The sequence below is a fragment of the Varibaculum sp. C0165D1 genome, assembly GCF_056590355.1.
Genome location: NZ_JBWPVY010000002.1, coordinates 419482 through 443882, shown reverse-complemented (window position 1 = coordinate 443882; position 24401 = coordinate 419482). Strand labels below are relative to the sequence as shown.

General features: G+C 54.5%; 16 protein-coding genes. 6 read left to right on the top strand and 10 right to left on the bottom strand.

What is annotated here, in order from left to right:
• Positions 1-30: 30 nt before the first annotated feature.
• Positions 31-1164, top strand: coding sequence for an ABC transporter ATP-binding protein (locus AC1EKS_RS04450; RefSeq protein ID WP_481009470.1), 1134 nt, complete (start codon positions 31-33; stop codon positions 1162-1164).
• 265 nt (positions 1165-1429) lie between these two features.
• Here the strand turns inward: AC1EKS_RS04450 and AC1EKS_RS04445 are convergent, their stop codons facing one another.
• Both AC1EKS_RS04445 and AC1EKS_RS04440 read right to left on the bottom strand, forming a co-directional pair.
• Positions 1430-4759, bottom strand: a complete 3330-nt coding sequence (locus AC1EKS_RS04445) for a coiled-coil domain-containing protein (RefSeq protein WP_481010265.1) — start codon at positions 4757-4759, stop codon at positions 1430-1432.
• Between the two features lie 426 nt (positions 4760-5185).
• The gene (locus AC1EKS_RS04440) at positions 5186-6952 is read right to left on the bottom strand and encodes a CAP domain-containing protein (protein WP_481009199.1); all 1767 of its coding nucleotides are present in this window, start codon (positions 6950-6952) and stop codon (positions 5186-5188) included.
• A gap of 687 nt (positions 6953-7639) precedes the next feature.
• Between AC1EKS_RS04440 and topA the strand changes: the two genes are divergently transcribed.
• Positions 7640-10342 (top strand): type I DNA topoisomerase, encoded by a 2703-nt coding sequence (topA, locus tag AC1EKS_RS04435; protein ID WP_481009198.1) that lies wholly within the window; start codon positions 7640-7642, stop codon positions 10340-10342.
• A gap of 31 nt (positions 10343-10373) precedes the next feature.
• On the opposite strand, the gene AC1EKS_RS04430 is transcribed toward topA, so the two are convergent.
• The 5 genes from AC1EKS_RS04430 to AC1EKS_RS04410 all read right to left on the bottom strand — a co-directional run bounded on the left by AC1EKS_RS04430 (position 10374) and on the right by AC1EKS_RS04410 (position 16672).
• Complete coding sequence (locus tag AC1EKS_RS04430; protein WP_481009197.1) at positions 10374-11639, bottom strand: variant leucine-rich repeat-containing protein; 1266 nt, start codon at positions 11637-11639, stop codon at positions 10374-10376.
• Between the two features lie 256 nt (positions 11640-11895).
• Complete coding sequence (locus AC1EKS_RS04425) at positions 11896-12786, bottom strand: hypothetical protein (protein WP_481009196.1); 891 nt, start codon at positions 12784-12786, stop codon at positions 11896-11898.
• A 155-nt stretch (positions 12787-12941) separates the two neighbouring features.
• Positions 12942-13688: an anaerobic ribonucleoside-triphosphate reductase activating protein gene (locus AC1EKS_RS04420; protein ID WP_481009195.1), complete on the bottom strand. Its 747-nt coding sequence runs from the start codon at positions 13686-13688 to the stop codon at positions 12942-12944.
• Entirely contained in the window at positions 13681-15504 is a 1824-nt protein-coding gene (locus AC1EKS_RS04415) for a ribonucleoside triphosphate reductase (RefSeq protein WP_481009194.1), read from the bottom strand. The genes AC1EKS_RS04420 and AC1EKS_RS04415 overlap by 8 nt, the downstream gene beginning before the upstream one ends.
• 253 nt (positions 15505-15757) lie before the next feature.
• Positions 15758-16672 carry a phosphatase PAP2 family protein gene (locus AC1EKS_RS04410; RefSeq protein ID WP_481009193.1) on the bottom strand — a complete coding sequence of 305 codons (915 nt, stop codon included), beginning with the start codon at positions 16670-16672 and terminating at the stop codon, positions 15758-15760.
• Between the two features lie 101 nt (positions 16673-16773).
• Between AC1EKS_RS04410 and AC1EKS_RS04405 the strand changes: the two genes are divergently transcribed.
• Complete coding sequence (locus AC1EKS_RS04405; RefSeq protein ID WP_481009192.1) at positions 16774-19236, top strand: DEAD/DEAH box helicase; 2463 nt, start codon at positions 16774-16776, stop codon at positions 19234-19236.
• 10 nt (positions 19237-19246) lie between these two features.
• Here the strand turns inward: AC1EKS_RS04405 and AC1EKS_RS04400 are convergent, their stop codons facing one another.
• Genes AC1EKS_RS04400 through AC1EKS_RS04390 form a run of 3 tightly spaced genes read right to left on the bottom strand, consistent with a single transcriptional unit; the run spans position 19247 to position 20242 of the window.
• On the bottom strand, positions 19247-19627 hold the full coding sequence (locus AC1EKS_RS04400; RefSeq protein WP_481009191.1) for an Rv3654c family TadE-like protein: 381 nt from the start codon (positions 19625-19627) through the stop codon (positions 19247-19249).
• Positions 19624-20028, bottom strand: a complete 405-nt coding sequence (locus AC1EKS_RS04395; protein ID WP_481009190.1) for a TadE/TadG family type IV pilus assembly protein — start codon at positions 20026-20028, stop codon at positions 19624-19626. The genes AC1EKS_RS04400 and AC1EKS_RS04395 overlap by 4 nt, the downstream gene beginning before the upstream one ends.
• Before the next feature lies 1 nt (position 20029).
• On the bottom strand, positions 20030-20242 hold the full coding sequence (locus AC1EKS_RS04390; protein WP_481009189.1) for a DUF4244 domain-containing protein: 213 nt from the start codon (positions 20240-20242) through the stop codon (positions 20030-20032).
• 147 nt (positions 20243-20389) lie between these two features.
• On the opposite strand from AC1EKS_RS04390, the gene hemL reads away from it, so the two are divergent.
• The 3 genes from hemL (at position 20390) to AC1EKS_RS04375 (ending at position 24247) form a co-directional block, all read left to right on the top strand.
• On the top strand, positions 20390-21808 hold the full coding sequence (gene hemL, locus AC1EKS_RS04385) for a glutamate-1-semialdehyde 2,1-aminomutase (protein ID WP_481009188.1): 1419 nt from the start codon (positions 20390-20392) through the stop codon (positions 21806-21808).
• 159 nt (positions 21809-21967) lie between these two features.
• Positions 21968-23542, top strand: a complete 1575-nt coding sequence (locus AC1EKS_RS04380) for a hypothetical protein (RefSeq protein WP_481009187.1) — start codon at positions 21968-21970, stop codon at positions 23540-23542.
• Entirely contained in the window at positions 23543-24247 is a 705-nt protein-coding gene (locus tag AC1EKS_RS04375) for a hypothetical protein (RefSeq protein WP_481009186.1), read from the top strand.
• Positions 24248-24401: the final 154 nt, after the last annotated feature.

Below are 24401 nucleotides of genomic sequence, written 5' to 3'. Positions count from 1 at the left end.
CGTACCTGCCCGTGGAGGAGATATATAAATATGGGAAAAGTTGTATTTGATTCGGTAACTCGAATCTATCCGGGGTCAGATCACCCGGCTGTTGATAAGTTGAATCTGGAAATCGAAGATGGAGAATTCCTGGTTTTGGTCGGCCCTTCGGGCTGCGGCAAAACTACTTCGCTACGGATGCTGGCTGGTCTAGAGGACATTAACTCCGGCAAAATTTTCATTGGCGATAAAGATGTAACCAATGTGCAACCGAAAGATCGCGATATTGCGATGGTTTTCCAGAACTACGCGCTTTACCCGCACATGACCGTGCGGCAAAATATGGGTTTCGCCCTCAAGATCGCGAAGGTTCCGCAAGAGGAAATCGATAAGCGGGTCGAACAGGCCGCCGAAACTTTGGATCTAACCGAATATTTGGATCGTAAACCTAAGGCTCTGTCTGGCGGTCAGCGTCAGCGGGTGGCCATGGGACGCGCGATTGTGCGTAAACCCCAGGTGTTCTTGATGGACGAACCGCTGTCGAACTTGGATGCGAAGCTGCGGGTGCAGACCCGCACCCAGATCGCCCAGTTGCAGCGCACTTTGGGGGTCACCACTTTGTACGTGACTCACGACCAGACCGAGGCGCTAACCATGGGCGATCGCATCGCGGTGATTGCGGGCGGCATCTTGCAGCAGGTGGGCACGCCGCGTGATCTCTATGATCACCCTGCGAATGCTTTCGTGGCTGCTTTCATCGGTTCCCCGGCAATGAACATCGGTACCTTCAAGGTAGAGAATGGTTCAGCGGTACTTGGCGGAGCCAAGATTCCGTTGGCGAAGTCTACTTTGGATGCGATTAAGCCCGAGGATAACGGCGAGGTCATCATTGGTTTCCGTCCGGAAGCACTCGAGGTTCAAGAAGGCGGGGCGGATCCGGAACACACCATTCCGATCAAAGTCACCCACGTTGAGGAACTGGGCTCTGACGGCTATGTTTACGGCACTTTGGATGGACATGACGCTAAGGAACATCGCAGCGATGGTCGTCCTTCTTTGAACCAGGTAACTATCCGGGTGCCTCCGCATTCTGCGCCGCCTGCGGGATCAGTAATGCCGGTACGGATTAAAGAGGGCGGGCGTCATATTTTCTCGGCCTCTACCCAAGAGCGGCTACCGGAATAAACTAATCAAATAGCAACCACGATTGTTGGGGGGCAGGCGTTTCGCCTGCCCCCACTGCTATGCCGGGCGTTATTGCGAGGGGTGAACCTGGGGTTCTACCGAGTTAATACCCGAACCTTTATTCCCTAGTCGACTATTGGCGTGTTCCGCCAATCAGGTATTACCTACCAATTCGGGGCTGATAGCCGAATTGATTGCGGGGTCAATGCCCATTTTGAACATTGACCCCGCAGTACGTGATTTACGTTAGCTAAACAGGTGCTTCCTAGCGCACATGCTTAGGCTGGCGCCGTCGAGCCAGCAAATAGGCACCGGCACCCGCGCTGATAGTGGACAGCCCCAAAATGGTGGACAAGTCGGCGGCGCCGGTGTGCCCGAGGCCGGAACTGGATGCGTTAGCCTGTTCACCTGCATGTTTACCTGCCGAGGATGGCCCGGGCGCGATGCAGTCTTGGTAGAGCTTCTCGTAGGTGGCTTTCGCCTTATCCAACTGCGTGTTAGCCTGCTGCAAGGCAGCTTCGAATGGCTGCAGGGCAGCTTTAGCCTTTTGGTATTCTGGCTCTGCCTGCTTGACAGTTTCCGCAGCGGCTTCCGCGGCTGCTACCGCAGGCGGATATTCCTGATATTTTCCAATCACCGCAGCAATCGCGTCCTGCGTGGCTTGACTGGCGGTTGGAGCTACAGGCGCGCGGAACATCGAGATTGCCCTAAACGCGGCCGGGGCAGCCGGGGCAGGGTTAGTGTCCGGCTGATCCTTGACCCACGTGTCTAGGTCGGGCACTTCCTGCGCGGCTTTGTTATCTGCCGCAGCCTGATCTTTAGCTGCCTGGGCAGTATCTTTTGCCGCCCCAGCGTCCTGTGCTGCTTTATCAGCTTTTTCCTTTGCCGCTTTCGCATCGTCTACCGCTTTCGCGGCGGCATCGGCTTTCGTCTTGGCCTCATCCGCGGCTTTTTGGGCGGCGCCTTTGTCTGCGTAATCCTTAGCAGCCGCGTCGTTTGTCGTCTTGGCGTCCGCTGCTTCTTGATCAGCTTTGTCTTTAGCTTCCTTTGCCGCAGTTTCCTTGGTGGTAGCTTCGTCAGCTTTCTGCTGGGCTGCGGTCAGGTTGTTACCTGCTTCGGTTGCTGCCGCATCGGCTTTAGCTTTTTCTTCGTTTGCAACCTTCAGAGCCTCTTCTGCCTGCTTTACTGCATTTTCTGCGGCATCCAACTGCTTCTTAGCGTCAGCTTTGGTGGCAACTACTGAGTCATAGTTCTCCTTGGCCTTATCCCAAGCTTTCTGCTTTTCGTCTACTGTCTTTTGCGCGGCATCGGCAGCTTCTTGTTTGCTGTTAACCTCGCCTTGCGCCTCGGTAACAGCCTGATCGGCAGTAGCTTTCTCGGCATTAGCATCGGTTAGTGCCTTGTTATTCTGTGCAACCACACTTTCTTGAGCGGTAGTCGCTGCTTTGGCTGCTGTTAGTTCTTGATTTGCAGATGTCGCAGTTTCCTCAGCTTTCTTGAGTGCTTCTTTAGCTTCCTCCAGCGCTTTCTTGCACGCCTCACAGTTCTTCGCTTCCGCCTCGGCGGTAGCTGTTGCCTGCTCCAAATCCTTCGTTGCCTTGGCTAGCGCATCGCGCTTTTCTTGCAATCCCGCAGCTTTTTCTGCTTCAGTAAGCGCTTCCCTAGCCTTCTGGGAACCGTTAGCAATGGCATCCTTCAATCCGTCGTAATACTTCATGAAACGGTCAAGATATTGATCGTAAGTGTACTCCGTGTCGGTGGTACCACCCCAGAATTCTTGCTCGTGTATAATCCCATGCGCAGCATTTTTTGTACCGCTTGCGAATCCCGTATACAAGAAATCTTTGTTCATAAGATTGGTATAGTGCCCAACCACACCGCTTGTACCCGAGGGGTCTTTGTCGTAGATTGCTTTTTCAAAGGTATACCAGGAATGATCTGAACGCGTATAGGGGCTCCCCCCACCCCAAGCGAGGTTTTCACCAGCAGATTTTACAAACGGACCATCATTTTCTGAATGTCCATTATAGTAATTAGCGGAATAGTTTGCGTTAACCTGGGCAATAGCCATTAATTCATCAGTTACTTTAAGAGCCGACATTGCAGCGAAGTTATTATCACCCTTAACCCGCAAATCATTGCCCTCTTTCATAGTTTCGAGAGCAAGCTTCATATTCTCAAGGGAAGTAGCATCTTGAGGGTTTCCTATGGTGGTGTAGGAAGTAATTTTTTTTCCGTTGGGGGCAACATAATCTGTATTCAGCTGAGCTATAGCTTTGTCAGAACTATTTTTTTCGAAAAATCCTTTTGAACCTAAATTCCACTGCTTTTGAGCTTCGGCTTTGGAAGCTTCCAGAGCATCTTTTGCTGCTTTAACCGCTTCTTCCGCTTCTGCAACTGCGGCTTTAGCTTCTTCCTTGGCCTTCTCAGCATCCTCTACCTTTTTGTTGGCAGCATCGCATTTTGGCTGCTGATCATTTAAGGCTTTTTGCGCGTTATCTTTATTGGTTTCAGCATCTTTTTGTGCCTGGACGGCATCGTCATAAGTCTTTTGCGCTGATTGTTGCGCCTGCTGCAACTTAGTTAGCTCAGCCTTTGCATCGTCAAGGTCTTTTTGCGCTTGCTCGGCTTTCTTAGCTTTGTCCACCGCCTCCGTCTTCGCGGTATCTCGTTTCGTTTTAGCCTCGGACAATGCGTCATTAGCAGTCTTTTGGTCGTTGACGGCATTATCGTAATCTTTCTTCGCCGTATCTAATTTGTCTTGTGCGTCTTGCAGCGCATCGTCGCTTCTAATAGCGTTTTGCACGGCCTGCAGTTTCTGATTTGCCTTATCTAAGGCAGTTTGCTTTTCCTGTACCACTTGCGCAGCGTCTTTAGCGGTTTTTTCCGCCTGGGTCTTGGTAGCTTCGGCATCTGTAACTGCCTGCTTTGCCTGCTCCGCAGCCCTGGTGGCTTCGTCCAGTTTGCTCTGGGCGGTAGCTGCCTCCTGCTGCGCCGCAGCTAGTGCCGTTGCTGCGTCCTCAACAGCTTTCTTAGCTTCAGCTACCGCCTCAGCTCCGGGGGCAGCCGCCTGCGCCGCAGTATTTGCTTCGTCCGCTGCTTTTTTGTTCGTCTTTGCCTGAGCCAGATTTTGCTCGGCTTTTTCTGCCTGCTGCTGAGCCTGATCTAAGTCGTTTTGAGCTTTCTCCAGATTAGCAACTGCCGCCGCCAGTGCTTGCGCCGCCTGGTCCTGCATCTGCTTATGCGCACCCGTGGCAGCATCCCGCTTCTGCTGCTGGGTAGCTTGTGCCTTCCGCAAGGTATCCTGGGCACCCGCGTAGGCCGCAAGGGGCTTGGCAATCTCTGGCTTGGCCTGCTCAGCATCCAAATTGGTGGCCGCCTCCGCGGCTTGCTGCTGGGCGCGCTGATAATCCTGATAGGCTTTATTGACCGCCGAAACGTCAACTCCGACGCGGCATTGCGAAACAGATCCTGGAATATTCAGCTTGCCCTGTGGTGCTGCTTGATTAATCCCGAATGCCGCCCCCGCCGGAGCCACCAGAGCAATACCGGTGCCTGCTGCAATCGCTACCTTTGCAACCTGTTTGCGTGCCATAACATTCCCCTCTATATCCTGTTAGTTTCGCTCGTATCATCAAGCCTTAAGTTCCCTATAATCTTCTCGTATTTAAAGACAAAAGTCCAGTCCAGGGGCATTTTGAAGGGATTTATCCCGAAGTTCGGACAGCTGCAAAAAATTAAGAAGTAAATAACGGAAGAAACCACCCGGAAAAAGACACTCCCAACAGTAAACAGCCCCAAAATCCTGCCAGCAAACCCCAAAACCAGAGCCAAAAATAGACAGTAACCAAAAAATAATCTGGCTCCTAGACTGGGAACGTCCTAGGAGCCAGATTATTTCTTTTTATTTACTGAAGCCAATCAGCCAGGTAACGACTGGATTCTTAGATTTTTGAGGAGTCGCGTCCTCGTCCCTAAGGACGCGACCCTCTTTGGGACCGTTAGGCATAGAAAACGCAAGTTACCCAACGGAGTATGCGGGCAGCTTCAACTCGTAGAGAGAAGCTGACATGAACGAAGTGAGCCAGAACTGAACGGTGGGTTGAATCTGCTTGCCCTTCATATCGGGGGTCAAAGTCAGAGTGTCTCCGGTTCCAACCTGCTTACCGTTTTGGTCCTTCCAGATCACGTCACTGAAACGCTCGACTGAATCGGAGTTACCCTGCAAGCTAACCTTCGCGATCAGCTTGTCGCCCTGGCGAACTACCTGATCCTGATCGAATCCGTAGTATTCCAGTTTCATCGGTTCAGAGATCGAGGTACCCACCGGGTTGGTGACCTTCAGGCGGAAGCGCAAGGACTCGGCCTCGGCGCGGTTGGCAATCGGAGCCGACCGCAGCAGACCCCACTTGTCTTCGGTGCGAGCACCGGGAGCGTAGTCCAGATCGTTAGCGGTTCCGTAGAAGCGGTGATCAGCGGGAATCCGGAACTTGTCCTTTACATCCTCCCAAGTCTTACCCGCATCTTTGGAGCGCTGCCACTGGTACTTCATCCCGGTGGAGCCCTGCACGGTGAGCTTAGCCGGTTCGGCGTATCCACCCTGAGCTACCCGAGGAGCGGCGTTCACCTTAATCTGGGGAGCCATCTCGCTGGAAGAGATCATGGGATCGAACAGCTTCACGGTGTAGGCGTAGGAGGAACGAGTCGCACCCTTCACCCCGGTAACGGTGACCTTGTAGTCACGCGAACCATCGGTACCTGCCGGCAGATCCTTGATCTTGGGCATCTTGATTAGCAGGGTGTTGTAGTAGTTCCAGGTTCCCGGGCCTTTGCCATTGAGCGTGTTGTTCAAGACGGTGGTCGGAACTTCGGCACCATTGGGGCCAGTTACTCGCACCCGAGCGCCCGAAAGGTCGGGACGCCGCGACTTGCTTTCGCCCCGGAAAGAGACGCTCCAGCGTTCCACATCTTCTTGGTCATCACGGTTGGTGGTCAGCAACTGGTAAGGGAAGTAACCGGCAGACGGCCAGGTCATGACTTCCGGCTTGTAAGCAGCGTCGTTGGCAATCTGCTTGTTATTGAAATCGGGGGTGCTAACCAGTTGATTTCCGGTTACCGCAATCGCGTTGTAACCATTTACATTTCCGTAGGAAGTGGTCGATAAGGTGGGATCCATCAAGGCAATGCGGTGTCCCAAGCGGTCGTTGGCGCCCACTTTAGTCATAGTGGAAGCACCCAGGCTAGAAGGATCGATAAAGTACCACAAAATCTGTTCAGCAGGAGTCTGTCCCGCGCTATCAGAAAGGTTAGAGATGGCCGCTCCCTGCTGAGCTTTAAAGCTGAAGCATTTGGAACTCTTGTCAATCGTGTGGGAAAGACGGCCATTAGCAGCCATATTGAGGGCAGCCTGCTGCGTGTAATCTTGGAGCGCAGAAGTGGTATCCATCTTCACCGCTTCAGCTCCGTTGAGGCCGCGGAAGTAGTTAAGGGCCCGAGCCACCGAGTTAGCAGTCGTGGGATTAACCACGCCGGCGCGGCAGTTTTTGTAGTCCGCGCCATTGTTGGGGCTTTCGGGGTAATCGGTATCGGCAATATCGCTCAGGTAACGGGTACGAACCTCTTCACGGTTGTTGGTGTTGATTGCGTTGGCTGCAACTGCGGTCGAACCGGCAGAGGAGGTAGCGGTAAAGAAGGTAGCGGCATCGGCCAGGTTTACTCCTGCCGCGACTACACCGGCTACTAGAACACCCACAGCCAAAGTCTTGGCGTGTTCCTTCCACGTTTTCATCGTAGATCCCGTTCCTTGCGTTTTCCTCTTATGGAAACCAAATCCTTTAGTTTCCGTGAACGTCACGTCCCCTCGCTCCGTTCATTAACTATTATCCGCCTAAACGAACAAAAATAAAAGCGATAATGTTGGAAAATGAAAGTTTTACACCTGGTAGGTTGAATTTATGAATACTTACCAACCATAAAGTAGGGTTGACCTGGTCTATTAGAATGTTTTTAGGTTTTTTAAATGTTAGCCGCACCCTCGGACTAAATTGTGAGTTCCATCACTGGCAATTTTGACCATTTGAATGATTTAATCAAACTTTTCATCTAAAAGTGGCTATTACCTGTGTCTATAGGTCAACAGTTGCATTATTCTCATCAAAAGTTAGGAAATTTAAAATTTTTGATGCTCCCCCATTTTCTGCTTGAGTTTTCACTCACCCGGGACTGAGTTTTCACTCATCTAGCGAATCTAACAATCACCGATCGAAATATTTGAGTCTGCTCATATTCAGACAATCTTTATGCAAGATTTTCGGAGAATGACATTGCTTTTCCACAAACGCTTCTCCCAAAATCCCCAGTCGGGACAAAAAATAACACCCTATTTAGCTCACAAACCTGATTTGTTAGCCTTTCAAGTTTGCAAGGTATATATAAGGTATAAAGGTAGACCGTTAATCCAAGGGAAGAGGAAGTCTTGAGCGCTAAAAAACTGGTAATCGTCGAATCTCCAGCTAAGGCTCGCACTATCAGCGGGTACCTGGGCGCTGACTACCAGGTAGAAGCCTCGGTAGGGCACATTCGGGACTTGCCGCAACCATCAGCCCTGCCTGAAAAACTCAAACAGTCCGGATACAAGAAGTTCGCGGTAGACGTGGACGATAACTTCCAGCCCTACTACGTGGTTAATCCCGATAAAAAGAAAACCGTGGCCGGACTGCGCAAAGACCTGGCAAATGCCGAAGAACTCTACCTCGCCACTGATGAGGACCGCGAGGGCGAAGCGATTGCCTGGCATCTGTTAGAAGTACTAAAACCCAAGGTTCCTGTAAAACGGATGGTCTTTCATGAGATTACCCGCGAAGCTATTGACCGCGCCCTAGAAAACACCCGCGATATCGACACCGACCTGGTATCTGCGCAGGAAACTCGCCGAATTTTAGACCGCCTCTACGGGTACGAAGTTTCCCCGATCCTCTGGCGCAAAGTAGCTCGGCACCTGTCAGCCGGACGAGTACAGTCAGTTGCCACTCGCCTGGTGGTGCAGCGCGAGCGGGAACGGATTGCTTTTATTCCCGCCAACTACTTCGATCTAAACGCCACCTTTAGTGCTGATGGCGGGGAATTTAATGCTCGCGCCCTGGAAATGGATGGGGTTCGTTTTGCCGTTGGCCGCGACTTTGATGACCGCGGCCAGTTAAAGCGCAAAGCCACAGTTATGGATCAGCAGTTGTGGGAAAAACTGGTGCAGGCTTTAGAAGAACAGGCCCACTGCCAGGTGACTTCGGTAGAGTCAAAGCCCTATACGCGCCGTCCCGCCCCGCCTTTTACTACCTCTACCCTGCAGCAAGAGGCCGGACGTAAACTACGAATGTCTTCGCGACAGACCATGGCGCTTGCGCAATACCTTTACGAAAACGGCTACATCACCTATATGCGTACCGACTCGACCGCGCTTTCCAGTCAGGCGATTTCGGCGGCGCGGCGCCAGGCAAAGAATCTTTACGGGGCAGATGCTATTCCTGAAAAGCCCCGTTTTTATGCGAAGAAAGCCAAGGGCGCACAAGAAGCCCACGAAGCAATCCGCCCCGCCGGAGATAACTTCCGCACCCCGGACCAGGTACGAGGAGCTCTTACCGGTCAGCAGGCCGCCCTTTACGAATTGATCTGGAAACGTACTCTGGCCTCGCAAATGAATGATGCCCGCGGTACCACCGACACCGTGCGGGTCGGCGCCCAGATTTCGCTAGACGGAGCCCCTCACGAACTGGTGTTTACTGCCTCGGGAACCGTAATTACTTTCCGCGGTTTCCTAGCCGCCTACGAAGAAGGTAAAGATAAATCCCGCTACGCCAGCACCGATAGTTCCACGGCGCTGCCGAAACTAAGCGAAGGCCAAAAACTAGCTTTTACCAGCGCAGATAAAGAGAAAGCAGCGCACGTTACCAGCCCGCCTCCGCGTTATACCGAAGCCTCGCTGGTGAAAACCTTAGAAGAAAAGGGGGTAGGGCGCCCCTCTACCTATGCCTCCACTATCGGAGTGATTATTGAGCGCGGATATGTACGCCGCGCCGGGCAGGCCCTGGTCCCTTCTTGGCAAGCCTTTTCCGTGGTCCGCCTGCTAGAAGAAAATCTCGCGTCCCTGGTGGATTACGATTTTACCGCCACTATGGAGGGGGATCTGGACCAGATCGCCGCCGGGGAGCGCGACGGCAAAGAACTATTGACCCACTTTTATTTTGGAGGCGGCTCTGGCGGAGAGTTTTGGGCCCGCGGCCTCAAAGATACCGTAGAGGACCTCGGCGATATTGATGCCCGCGCTCTGAACTCTATCGAAGTGCTGCCGGGAGTAAACGTGCGGGTCGGACGGTACGGACCTTATCTGGAGGACGCGGAGGGCAAGCGCGCCTCGGTACCCGAGGAGCTAGCGCCCGACGAATTAGACGCCGAAAAAGTGAAAGAGCTTTTCACTATTTCAGCCGATACTGGGCGGGAACTAGGTAACGACCCCGAAAATGGGAACCTGATTTTAGTAAAGAACGGGCGCTATGGCCCCTACTTTACCGAGGTACTGCCCGAGGACGCCCCTAAGGGTACTAAACCTCGCACCGCCTCCCTATTTAAGAGTATGTCGATCGAGAGTGTGGACCTGGATGATGCCTTGAAGCTGCTCTCGCTGCCGCGAGTAGTGGGCCAGGATCCAGAAAACGGAGTCGATATTACCGCGCAAAACGGGCGCTACGGCCCCTATTTAAAGAAGGGCTCAGATTCGCGCTCGCTAGAAACGGAAGATCAGATTTTCTCCCTCACTCTGGAGCAGGCTCTAGAGATTTATGCCCAACCGAAAACCCGGCGCGGTCGCACCGCGAAACCGCCCCTGAAGGAGCTGGGAACCGATCCTAACTCCGGGAAACCGGTAGTAATTAAGGACGGGCGTTTTGGCCCCTATATTACCGATGGCACCACCAATGTGACGGTGCCGCGCGCTAGCACTATCGAGGATATTGACGCTGATCAAGCCTACACTTTACTGGCGGAGAAGCGGGCGAAAGGGCCGGCTAAGAAACGCGGAACCCGTAAAACTACTAAGAAGTCCGCAGCGAAAAAAACTACCAAAAAGCGGGCCACCACTAAGAAAACCACTGCTAAAACCGCCAAGAAACCTGCGGCAAAAAAGTAGGTAGTACCCCTGCCGGTAGCAGTTTAGCTTCCTAGTAAGTGGTGTGGTCGGCTTTACGCATCGTAAACCCGCGACCCGTCTTAGAGTTCCAGCAGTTCACCCCGGTATATTTACCCACTTCACAGGCGTTATCACCGTTGTAGTAAACCGTGCCATAGCTGGCTTGGTGCTGGGGATCAGAGGCGAAATAAGAATCGCACTGTTCCGTTACTCCAGATGCGTCAAGCTGCACTCCCCATAAGCCGTCGCAACCCAATTGCCACTGCCGCTCATTAATCTGGCAGTCCACTCCGCCCGAGTACATTAAGCAAAGAATATTGCCAGTGGGGCTATAGAATCCTTGACCCTCGTACACCGCGTTTGCGGGGATCGCTTGGCCTGCTTGGGTGGGAGCCTCAGTACTGGTCACCGTGGTTTCCATTACCGTAGCGGTCCGGGTGGTGTCGCTTTCGGACTCACTGGCGCTAGCTTGCCCTTTATTGTCTCCGCGAGAAGAAACAATCCAGGTACCCACAATCGCCAAACCGATTAACGCTACCACCAGCAGCACCGTCAAAAGGATAACCCCCCAGCTGCGCTGAGATTTTGCCGGTTGGGAAGCGCTCTCCCCCGCTGGATTCTGGTAGGCAGGGAAAGGTGAATAGGCGGCTGGCGGCGGACTCATCACCGGTTGCCGGGGCGGCTCCGGGTAGGCAGGAGCAGAATACGCCGGAGGCATGGCCGCGGGAGCAGCCATTACCGTCGGATAATCCTCAACCGTTTGCGCCGAGGACTGCGGACTTTCCAGCGGCATAGCACCGAGGCGAGTAGCATCATCGTCACTTTGCCCATCGCTGCCTGCGACTTCCGCAGATTCTGGGCCGTTACTGGGATTTTGAGAGCTATCTCCCGCTGCGTCCGCGCTCGCAGTCGGGTTTTCCTCTAGTTGCTCGGTTTCCGCTGCTTGGTCGGTAGTTTCGATTTTCTCGGTAGCTTCCGGTTCGCTTTCGGGATGGGCGGGGGGCGCAAAGGCTAGGGGCGACGAGTCAGCGGAGTCGGGTTCCTTCTCTGCCTGGCCACCTTTCGCTAACGCTTCGGTGCCAGAAAGACCGTCTCTCCGCGCGGTCACCACCGCTTTTACCTGGTCATCGCCCACATTTTCCAACCAATCGAGCAGATCCGGATAGGCATTTGGGTTCGCCGCGACCTCTGCATACACCTCCGGATGTTGCGCAGATATTTCGAACAATTCAGTTGCGTCTGTCTCCGGCGCTAAGGCGCGCTCGCGCAATTTCTTTAAATCATCACTCTCAGTCATGGCTTACCTTTTGCTTGGAAAAATACCGTTCTTATTCTAGCTGGCTTCTAATAGCGGCGTACAGCGCTTGCCTGATAAGTCAGTAAACCCTGCGAGCGGCAAAAATCAGGTATAACAGCAATTTAAAGAAAATTACCGCCTCTACAACGTGGGTAGGGCGCACGGCTGGTCGCCCCCAAGGCTAAGAGCATGGCAGCCCGGAGAAGAGGGAGGAGGAACCACGAATATTCGCTGCCCGAGCGTAGCGCGCTGAGCTTTAGTAGGTGGTGTGGTCGGCTTTACGCATCGTAAAGCCGCGACCGGTCCGGGAGTTCCAACAGTTCACCCCGGTATGTTTCCCCACTTCACAGGCGAAGTCACCGTTATAGTAGACCGTGCCATAGCTGGCTTGGTAATGGGGATCAGAACCACCGTGATAATTGCACTGCTCCGTTACTCCAGATGCGTCAAGCTGCACTCCCCATGGGCCATCGCAACCCAATTGCCATTGGCGCTCCCCAATTTGGCAGTACACTCCGCCCGAGGACATTGAGCAACCAATATTACCGGTAGGGGTCTCGAATCCATCACCTTCGTACACCGCATTTGCCGGGATCGATTTGCCGGTTCGGGCGGGGACGCGATTGGGTGCTTGGCCAGGAGCCTGGGTAGCAGTCACCGTAGTTTCCAGGACAGTATTAGTCTGGGTGCTTTCACTCTGCGACTGGCTGGCAGTCTCGCCCTCTTTAGCCTCACCTTTAGAGGTAAACAGCCAGGTAGCCCCAATCGCCAAGGCGATCAGCGCCACCACCAAGAGGACGCTCACCCCAATAATTCCCCAATTGCGCTGCGGCGATTCGGGAGACGACGTACTTGGAGGGACGCTTTGAGCCGCCGGGCTAGAATATCCCGGGAAAGGCGAATAGGCAGCTGGCGGCGGACTCATCACCGGCTGTCGAGGCGGCTCCGGATATACCGGCTCCGGGTAGACAGGAGCAGAATAGGTAGGAGACATCGCCGCGGGAGTCGCCATCGTCGGCGGATAATCCTCCCACGTTTGCGATGCCGGATCCCGATTTACCCCGGATGAACTCTCCAGGCGGGTAGCATCCAGATCAGGCGGCAACGCCCGCGCCTGCGGTTCCTTTCGATTATCGCTGTCAGTCATGATTTACCTTTGGGTTGGGGAAATACTGCTTCTATTCTACCTGGCAGGGCGTGTCCGCGGAGCGGATTCCTAACCCAATTTTGACGGGAAATTCCTGCTCTCAAAATTTTCTGGTGATGGCTGCGCGAGCAAATCACCCCAAAGTCTAAACGCGCTCAAGCGGGACGGAAAGAAAACTTTTCAAACCCCAAAGAGTCGATTTCCTCAGCCCAGGTTTTTACTTGGCTATCCCAGCCTTGAGCTTGGGCCTTAAAATCTGGGGACGCACCCAACTCACGTGCCTGCTGCAGGGCAAAGTTTTTCACGCCTCGCGCCGCTAGATCGCGCGCCAACTCCACTACTTTTCCGGGGTGGCCCGGATAAACAGTTAACCGCACCTCGCAGTCGATGTCGCTGGCCAACACGGCATCTAGGCAGGCGAAAGCCTTGTCTGCGCCGGCTACCCCGGTGACCTGGCGGTAATCGGCGGGCAGAGCCTTAATATCCAGCCCCACCCAATCGAGCAGGTCAGCCGCCAACATTTCTTGCAGGCGCGAAGGGTAGGCTCCGGCCGCATGCAGACCCACCTGAAAACCTTGAGCCTTTACCCAGCGGGCAGCGGGGATTACCGCTGCCTGTGCCAGGGCTTCGCCGCCGGAGAAAACTACCCCATCGAGCAGTCCTTTTCGGCGTCCTAGTAACTCCTCTAGCTCGGCAAACGGGACTACGCCGGGGACTTTAAAATCTAAGATTTCATAGTTTTGGCAGTAGGCGCAGCGCCAGGGACACCCCTGGCAAAACACACTGGCCACGATTTTCCCCGGCCAATCCACCGTGGAAAACGGGACTAGACCAGCGATGTTAAGCTGCCTCGCCTGCCCCAGCAGGCTCGGTCCCCCGTTAATTGCCGAAAAATCAGACACCGGCTAACTCTTGCGAGAAAGTAGTGCGCTCGGCGTACTCGCTCTGTTTACCGGTATTGAAAGAGGTGACCGGACGGAAGTATCCCATCACCCGCGTCCACACTTCACAGGGCTGCTCGTGGTTGCCTTCCTGGGCACACTTGGGGCAATCGAAATGTTCACCCGACAAATACCCATGCACTGGGCAAATCGAGAAGGTGGGGGTAATCGTAATATAGGGCAGCTTGAAGTTCGCGAGCGCCCGATGTACCAGAGTCTTGCAGGACTCCGCGGAGTTCATCGCCTCCCCCATATAGAGGTGCAATACGGTTCCACCAGTGTATTTACCTTGCAGTTCCACCTGTTCTTCTAGCGCCTGGAACGCGTCCTGGGTGTAGCCTACCGGCAGCTGCGAAGAGTTGGTGTAGTAGGGCGCATCCTTAGTTCCAGCCTGAATAATGCCGGGGAAGCGTTTAGCGTCCTCTTTCGCAAAGCGGTAAGTGGTGCCTTCGGCAGGCGTTGCCTCTAAGTTATAGAGGTGCCCGGTTTCTTCCTGCAGCTGCACCATCCGTTCCCGGATATGATCTAGCAGGTCGGCACACATCTTATGCCCCACTTCGCCAGTAATATCTTCCGCGTCATCGGTAAAGTTACGTACCATCTCGTTCATTCCGTTTACCCCAATAGTGGAGAAATGGTTGTCGAGAGTGCCCAAATAGCGGCGGGTATAGGGGAAAAGACCAGAATCCATATGCCAGGAAATAATTTCCCGTTTCTTCTCTAGGGACTGGCTGGCCAGGTCAATCAGGTGATCCAACTGGCGGGTTAGCCCGTCCAGATCGCCTTTATAGAGGTAGCCGAGGCGCGCCATATTGATGGTCACTACCCCTAGGGAGCCGGTTTGTTCCGCCGAACCAAACAGTCCGTTGCCGCGTTTTAAGAGTTCCCGCAGGTCTAGCTGCAAGCGGCAGCACATGGAGCGAATCATATGGGGATCCAGATCGGAGTTCAGGAAGTTCTGGAAGTAGGGCAGGCCGTATTTGGCGGTCATCGCAAATAGCCGCTCGGTGTTGGGGGAATCCCAATCGAAATCAGGAGTGATGTTGTAGGTGGGGATGGGGAAGGTAAACACCCGGCCATCGGCATCCCCGGCGGTCATCACTTCAATGAACGCCCGGTTAATCATCTCCATTTCTTCGTGCAGATCCCCGTAGGTGAAGTCCATCAGTTCGTCCCCAATCAAGGGGTTTTCATCTACTAGGTCATCCGGACAAGTCCAGTCGAAAGTCAGGTTAGTGAAGGGGCACTGGCTACCCCAGCGGCTGGGCACGTTCAGGTTGTAAATCAGTTCCTGCATGCACTGATGAACCTGCTCGTAGTCCAGGTTATCTTTGCGGATAAACGGCGCCATATAGGTGTCGAAACTAGAAAAAGCTTGGGCGCCTGCCCACTCGTTTTGCAAAGTTCCCAGGAAGTTCACGATTTGCCCGCACGCGGAGGAAAAATGGCGAGGCGGGTTGGAGGCAATCGCGCCCGGAACTCCGTTAAAACCTTCCTGCAATAGCTGCTTTAGGGACCAGCCCGCGCAGTAACCGGCGAACATATCCAGGTCGTGAATATGGTAGTCACCCTCGCGGTGTGCTTGCCCGATTTCAGGAGTATAGATCTCATTTAACCAATAGTTGGCGATCAGTTTGCCCGAAGAGTTAAGAATCATGCCGCCCAGCGAATACCCCTGGTTCGCGTTGGCGTTTACCCGCCAATCGGCCTTTGATAGATACTCATTTACAGTCTGAGCCGGATCAACCAAGTGTTTCGTCTTCGTTTGGGGTGTCATCTTCGTCCTCTTCTTTTTTCTTCAAATTCCTCTTTTTATGTCTACGGCTGTGTAGCCACCGCTATCGACTATAGGTAAAACTGGTCGCAAAGACTAATAGACACACGAGATATAGTAGGTTTCCTAAATCGTAACCACTAGATATTGTGTTTTCTCCGAATTTTTCTCATATTTGCTGGCGAGGACAAAAATATTCACTTTATTAACAGCAGTCCGCCTGTTTGACCTGCAAAAACTCTTTGGGTCTAAAGCCCTAAACGTTGGGAGAGGAGGATTTTAGGGTACGCATCCCGGCACGGGCGACCTCAAAAACGAAAATCCAGCAGGCTCCGGCGAGGGCGAGGACGGTTCCCCCCGCCAGCAACAGGGCGAGCAGATGGCGGGAACTGGCCAGGAGGCCCAGGTCATCACTGGCGTTACCGGCAGAAAAGTAGGTGCTGCCGGCAGTCAGTTGCCAGTAGCAGTAGCTGACCATCACTATCCCTACCAGTGTGATGATCGCCGCCAAGAAGGTGAAGATACGTCCTCGTCGCAGGGATCGCTGGCTCCGTTCCCCACCCAGCTCGAGGGGGGAAAGCAGCAGCGCAAACACGGAAACTACACAGATGGCGGCAAATACGTCAGAGGGACGATGCCAGCGCGCCACGATCACCGCTAAAGCCACCAGCCAGAGCACCAGCGCCGACAGATAGGTGGCCACCTCCCGCCAGCGATCTGCCGCCACCATCACCAGCGCCACCGCGGCTGCTCCTGCCGTTGTAGTGTGACCGGAGGGGAAAGAGTTGGTCATATAGTAGGTGATTCCGAGGGCGGGCCGAGACAGCACCAGATGTTTTAGCACCTGGGTAGTGACGGTGGCCGCCACCACCATCACCAGCATCCGGGCACCGAGGGCAAAACGCCGTCTTACCAGGGCAACTATCACTGCCGCGGCCAGTAGGGGAATCAAAATGAACAGGTACCATTCCCGCAGTAACGCTTGATCCCAAGGTGCAAAGGCACGATTGAGATCAGATAAAGCGAACATGGCGAGGGTATCGGTAGCTTGCCCGGCGCGGGTGCACACAAATACCAGGTAACAGGCCGCCAAGAGTAGCGCGGCCAAGATAGCAGCCGAAAAACGACGCACGTAACTGGCAGTTAGTCTCCTTCTCACCTCGCTGCTCATGCTTTAACCTTAATTTGTCACCCCTTTGGTTTCCACAACCACCGGGCAGGTACACGCAAGCTGGATTTCAAACCATGGTTGCCGGGGAAAGGAAGAGTCTGGTGAGTATCACTGATCTGCTTAGCGGATTGCGTTCCTTGGGTAGCGACCAGTTGCTTTACGAAACCGTGCTACCCGCCCGTAGCGCCAGTTTTGCACCCTGGCCCCATTGGGTAGGAGAAGATTTGCGGACCGGCCTGGAAGCCAGTGGCATCACTAAGCTTTGGGAACACCAAGCTAGCTGCGCAAATGCTCTTTATGGCGGCAAGGACGTGATTCTTACTTCCGGTACGGGTTCGGGGAAATCCTTGGCGGCCTGGCTGGGGTTTCTTGCTCGGCGCGCGCAATCAAAAGGCACTGATAACTACTTGCAGGTAGCGCGACCTACCGCCCTGTATCTGGCGCCCACTAAGGCTCTGGCTCGCGACCAGGCGGCGGCTTTGGATCGTTGGACTCAGCTGGCCAATTTGGATTTGCAGGTAGCGCCGGTAGACGGCGATAGCCCCGGGGAGGTCAAAAAATGGGCACGGGCAGGTGCCGACATTGTGCTCACCAACCCGGATTTCTTGCATTTCGCGATTTTACGCGGTCACGAGCTTTGGCGGCCGTTTCTGCGCGGTCTTTCGCTAGTGGTTATTGACGAGGCGCACTATTATCGCGGGGTGTTGGGAGCGAATGTGGCGTTGATTTTGCGCCGTCTGCGCCGCCTGGCCAAAAAGTATCAAGCTGAACCGGCCTTCGCCTTACTCTCGGCTACCACCGCTAATCCTGCAGTTCACGGCGCTAATATGTTGGGGCGAGGACGAGACTTGCAGGTTATCGACCGGGACAGTTCCGCCTCGGGAGCCCGCACGGTCCTAGTGTGGCGCCCTCCCCTTATCGAGGCTAGCGACCCGGCTTTTTGGGAGGAAGAAAACCCGGGGGAAACCAGTCAAGACCATAGCGAGGGCGGCAACACCGCGGCCACCTCGCCCCCAATGGCAACTGCAGACCCTAACCTGGAAACCGGAAACCCCGAAGAGGGACCGCGCTATCCCGCTATTTGGGAAGGCGGGCGCCTGTTGGCCCAGCTAGTAAAGAGCGGCGGGCGAGTGCTGGCTTTTGCGCCCTCCCGCCAGGGGGTGGAAACTATCGCCCAGGTAGCCCGGGATCAACTCAGCACCCGCAATCCGGCGTTAATGTCGCGGGTGGCCGCCTACCGCGGCGGCTACCTGCCAGAAGAACGCCGCCAGCTAGAAAAAGACTTGCGAGAGGGCATCTTACAAGGCCTTTCGGCAACGTCTGCCTTAGAACTAGGAATCGATATTTCCGGGCTGGACGCTACCATTACCTGTTCGTGGCCGGGAACTCGCGCCAGTTTCTTTCAACAAGTAGGTCGCTCCGGACGAGCCGGCCAAGACGGAATCGGCATTTTGGTGGTTTCTGATAATCCTTTAGATGATTTCCTAGCTCACCATCCGGAAGAGATTTTCCGCCCGGTAGAAGCAATAGTTTTCGATAGCGAAAACCCGTTTGTGCTGGCTCCCCATTTGCTTTGTGCAGCCGCGGAACTTCCTTTAACCAGTGAAGATATTTCTTTATTTGGCGAGAGCAGCGCCCAGGTGATGTCGGAGCTTCGCCAGCAGAGCCTGCTGGTAGAAAGACCGGCGGGACTTTGTTTTGATATCACCAAACCATTTTCGCCCTGGGAAGCAGTGAAAATTCGCGGAGACCTAGGTCAAGTACAGATTATTGAAGCCGAAAGCGCCCAGGTAGTGGGGACCGTTGATAGCTCCCGCGCCGATAGCGTGCTGCACCCGGATGCTATCTATGTGCATCAAGGCCGCGTTTGGCAGGTTTCGGCACGTGATGAGGACACCGCGCAGGTAGTTCCAGGCCCCAAAATGCTCCGTACCCGCCCAAACACTGACACCAGTATTTCGATTTTGTCGGAGGAAGCCGCCCCGGTTACCCCTTCGCCGGGAATCAGCTGGCATTACGGCCGGATCGAAGTGCAAACCACGGTTACTTCCTTTGATCTATTGCGTCTGCCCGGACATGTTTATCAAGCAACTTTCCAGTTGGATTGCCCCACTCGCACCCTGCAAACTACCGGCACCTGGTTCACACTAGCTGAATCGGTAGTTAACCAGTTGCAGCTCAACGAAGAACAGCTGTTGGGAGGAGGCTTGCATGCCGCCGAACACGCCCTGATTGGTATGCTTCCGCTGGTAGCCACCTGCGATCGTTGGGATCTGGGAGGACTATCTTTAACTCAGCACCTACAAACTGGCCTGCCCACGGTGTTCATTTATGACGGAACCGCCGGTGGCGCTGGTTTTTCGCGGCATGGTTTCCGCGAGTTGCCCGCCTGGCTGGATTTAACCTACCGGCAAGTCGGTGAGTGCCCCTGTAAAACCGGTTGCCCCCGCTGCATTCACTCCCCCAAATGTGGGAACGGGAACGAAATGCTTTCAAAATCTGCCGGACGCGATCTTTTAGAATTTTTGCGGGATAGCTGTAACGCGATGAATAGCTCTGCTTAGGATCCAGATTTTAACCGGGATTCCCGGTCGGACCGGCTCGCGCGCGAGCCTTTAACTGCCAGTTAAAAATAGTTTTGGTATGCACCCAAATCCGCACGTCCCGTCCGCGCAAAACACAGGAATCGATAGACACTTCATTTTGCCGGGCAACCTGGGCTGCTAAATCGCAGGGAGTGCTATTGGTGCCGTAAAAATGGGCTTGTGCGGCGGCTAAAGCCGCAAAGTCAGCTCCGCTTTGTGCGCGTGCCTTCGCGCTAAAGACTCCCCCTAATAGGCTAATCCCCATTGCTAGCGCCACTAGCAGACAAATGAATCCCACCGCCCAAATCGTGGCCGAGCCGGCCTCGGCTACTGCTGGGGCTGGCTTTGTCCGCCGCCACCAGGTTGTCACCGCTCTAGCCCCATCGCTAACTCTGTTTCTTTCAAAGCACTAGCTTTACAGGTAACCGCCGGCAATATTTTTACTGACCCCGCTAAGTTTTTGCTGGCAGTGGCGTTAACCCAGGGCCCGCTATTGTCTATTTTCATCGCCACCCCGGCTGCGCCTTGCCATGCCTCCCCGATACTGGCTCCCCGCGCGGCGGCCCGCGCCGCGTCACAGGCTTGCACTTTAGCTGCTCCAGCCGCGCCTGCCCCCAAAGCTAAGACTGCCACTGCCACTAGGGCCGGCAGGGTCAGAGCAGTCTCGACGGTGGCATACCCGCCTTGACTGGCTTCGCGCATTTGCCACAGTCGGCGCAGCCACTGCCAAAACCGCGCCGACTGCGAATGTTTCCCAGATATTTTTTTCACTTTAAATCGAAAGCGCTTGTTTAATAATTGCAGTTAAGGCGCTTTTTATCCCTCCTCCCTTGATTACCGCCATCAACAGACCAGCAAAGGCGGCGGCCGCTAGAGTGCCGATTGCGTATTCGGCGGTGGTCATCCCGTCCTCTTCCGTTTTCAGCCGCGCAATCGCCTGCCGGGTTTGCCCCCATACCAGGGCGCGTAGTGCCAAATCCTTCATCCCTAACCCTTTCCTGTTCCTCAAGCCCCTTCGGCCTGTGGTGATATCAGCATCGCGGAGGGAAAATAAAATGGGAAAACCTAAATAATGTTCTGTGTAGCCGCCGCGATTATCACCTCTTGGGGACTTGTGGGCGATAATAGGCGCATGAGTGAGCAAGCAATCCAATCCGATAAAGAACTATTCGCCCAGGCAAAAGCAGCGATTCCCGGAGGAGTTAATTCTCCGGTCCGCGCCTATGGATCCGTGGGCGGGACTCCCCACTTTATAAAAGAGGCTTTCGGCGCCTATGTACGCGACGAAGAAGGCACCACTTTTGTGGACTTGGTAGGTTCTTGGGGGCCGGCACTACTGGGACACTCTTGCCCCCCCGTAGTGCGCGCAGTGCAAGAAACCGCTGCTAAAGGCCTATCTTTTGGTGCCCCCACGGCGAATGAAACCAAACTAGCCCAAGCCATAACCGCCCGGATGCCTGCTTGTGAACAGGTGCGCATGGTTTCAACCGGCACCGAAGCCACTATGACCGCCATTCGCCTGGCGCGGGGAGTAACCGGACGCGACCTAATTGTAAAGTTTGCCGGCTGCTATCACGGCCACTCCGATGGCCTGCTGGCTGCGGCTGGTTCGGGGGTAGCCACCCAGGGGCTGCCTGGCTCCGCGGGGGTAACCGCCGCGGTGGCCGCCGAAACTCTGGTGCTGCCCTATAACGACTTTGACGCCCTCACCGAGGCTTTCGAGCGCAAAGGGGAACAGATCGCGGCAGTTATTTGTGAATCCTGTCCCGCCAATATGGGAGTCGTTCCCCCACTCCCCGGCTTTAACCAGCATATTCGTGCGCTCACCAGCAAGTATGGGGCGTTGATGATTACCGACGAAGTGCTGACCGGTTTCCGGGTAGGGCCCTCGGGGTATTGGGGTTTCCAAAATGACTATTGGATCGACCTGCCCGCAAAGCTTCCGGATTTTACCAGCGAGGACGAGCGCGCTGCTTGGCATGCCGCGCAGCTAGAAAAAATGGAGTTCGTGCCGGATATCTTTACTTTTGGCAAGGTAATCGGAGGAGGCATGCCGCTAGCGGCATTGGGTGGCTCCCGAGAAATCATGGAACAGCTTTCTCCCCTGGGCCCGGTTTACCAAGCCGGAACCCTTTCGGGTAACCCCTTAGCAACTGCCGCCGGGCTGAAAACTTTGGAACTGGCCGATCACACGGTCTATGCCCGCACTACTGCGGTTGCCGATGCCCTTATCGGAGCGATTGAGCACGAGGCCGCGGAAGCGGAAGTACCGCTGAAAGTCAACCGCGCAGGCAGTTTATTCTCGGTGTTCTTCGGGGAAGGCCCCGCAGAAAACGGGGTAACCAATTTCGAGGAGGCAAGCGCCCAAGAAACTTTCCGTTATCGGGCATTCTTCCATGCGATGGAGGAACAAAATATCGCCCTGCCGCCCTCCGGATTTGAAGCCTGGTTTGTATCGGGCGCCCACGATGATCGGGCAGTAGGACGGATTTTGGAGGCGCTACCGATCGCGATGCGCGCCGCCGCCGAGACTGAGGCTGATGATAGTTAAGTTAAAATTGTTTTCTATATCGATTTTAATTGACCCCTCATTACCCCAGGATTTAACTAAAATCTCAACGAAACTCGATTAAAACTCTATCGCTAAACTTTAATGTTGTGATACACTACTAGCGTATTTATCGGTTGGGTAGGGAAGTTCCGATTCACTATGGGCATTCTGCGCAAGATCAGCAGTTTTGCTGCCACTGCTTTAGTGGCAGTAGCGCCGCTGTGCATCGGTTTTTGCGCTGCTCCTTTCGCTGCTGCCTCCCCTTCCGACATCCCGGCTACCAGCACTTCCACTACCAACCCAGCTGGCCAGTCGCAAAATCTTACTAAGTGGGCACACGATAATTGCCCCGGTGGGAAGCAATTCGATAACAACACCTATACCAACACCCCGATTTATCTAGGGTATGCCAACGGGAAAACCTACCTGGGGTACACCAATACCACCCAGGACACCGATGCAAACAGGCCTAAACCTAAGAACCAATTCATTGATGCCACGACTCTTACAACCGTAAAAATCATAAATGGAAAGCAACAGGAAGTCCATACTTACAAGAAGAAAATTGGTACTTGTGTGCGGGTAGCTCCGGACAAAACTGGTCAGGTCACTGAAGAGGTCTTCTACGGAACCCTATTTAAGGCAGATGAATCCGCCCTCACTGCCTCCGGTTTTAGCGAAAACACCAAAACCGTTTTCCAGGTAACCGATGTAAAACCCTACGAGGAGGGGACAAAGGTAGAATCACGGCCTTCAAAGTCCGGTGGTAACTATCAAGAAATGCCTCACTCTGCGGTTAACGGCAGCTCCGATAGCGGTTTTATAAACACTCTACGTAGTACAGAAAACTCAATTAAACTGCGCTTCACTCAGCCCGGGTTTTACCGCGTTACCTTAAGAGCCACCACCACCGACCCGGCGGCAAACCCCGCTAAAATCTACCAGAGCGAAATGCCCTACATGTTTATCGTGGGCAAGGAAGCCCCGATTCCAGAAGGGCTTAAAGACGACCTGAATGATAATTCCGGCGACAACCCAAATCCCCCCACTCCCAATCCGGGGGAAACCACTCCTGATACCCCTACACCGGGACCTGGGGATGAGGGTGGAGGAACCCACCCGGGAACTGACCCCACCCCGAATCCCGGGGACACTACTCCTGATACTCCCACGCCAGGTCATAGCGATAATGGGGGGAACACCCACCCCGGAACAAACCCCACCCCCAAGCCAGCGGTAAATCCGAATCCGCGCACCCCGAACCACGGGAATAGGGGGGGAACCTCCTCCCGTCTTGGTGCTACTCCTGCCACCAGGCTGGGAGCTGCACCAATGGCGTCCGCGCAAAATAACAGGTCTTCTTCGCGGACCGGGCTGCAGTCCGCAGCCGGCTCAATACCAGGTAGCCGGGCTACCGCTTCCGAGGGTGCGCCACTTCTCCCGCAACAGCCGGCAGATATTGTTCCTAATCTTTCGGAGCTGGGGTCACTTGACAACCTCGGTGCTGACAATCCGCCAGCAACCAACCCTGATCTAGACTCGCCTTCCCAGCAGGGCGCAGGAGATAGCCAAGGAAACAGTGGCGCTCTAAAGTTCCAAGCGGCTACCGGATCTACCGATCAGGCCACCAAACAGTGGATCCGCTCTTCTTCCCTAGCAGTATTTGCCGGAGGGATTGTGATTGCCGGCCTAACGGGTATCGGACTATTAATTTTCTCGCGACTAAACCCGTAAATGAAAAAATCCTTCCGCAGTCGTTGGCGCGATTACCGTTTAAAACGGGAAAAAGACCAAGATCTAGACCAAGCCATCTATATGTCGATAGCTACTGGTCGTCTAGAACCGGTACTACGAGCGCTAGCCATCTACCCGGTGTATAGCAGCGGACAAATCCTTACCCAAGGTGATTCCCAGTTTTTAGCCGCCTACTCTACCCAGCTGCGAGTGCCCGCATCTTCCGCAGCCTCCCCCGCCCTCCTATCTGAACATCTCGATCGGGCAAGTAAACATGCGAAGCCGCTAGGCGCAATCCTTAATCCGGGAGGACAGTTTGAAATCACTGTGGAAGCTCACAACCTCCCCCGCCTGCGTCTGCTGGTAGCCGGGATCCCCACCGCGGACGCCCTCACCCCGATCGCCTCCGAATCTCTAGAAATAACCCCGGCCGCTAGCGAGCATGCCCAATTATTGCTCGCTTTACCAGATTTACCGGTACCTGCCGGGCAAACCCTGCGCACTTTGACCGCTAATTTTCAAGGTTTCAGACCGGGAAGCTGGCCAGTTATTTTCCTAGTTGACACTGCCGGGCTTCCCCAGGAAATACCGCCCGCTCTACGCGAATCCATAAACCGGGAGCTTCCCCAGGCGATCCTCGTAGATCCGGCCGTACCTGATTGGCGGCGCGACCTGTTTTGGCGCTACCGCGACTTACTGGTCTAAACATAACCGGGTAGCTGGTAAGAGGTCGCGCGGATTTTACTTAGCCGCTAGCCTCCAGCGCTCCTTATTTATTCCCGGCAACATTTATTCCCGGCAACTGCCCTCAAACGGCGATTAAAGTGGCAGCTTCGGTGCTAGACCCGGGTTTTCTTCC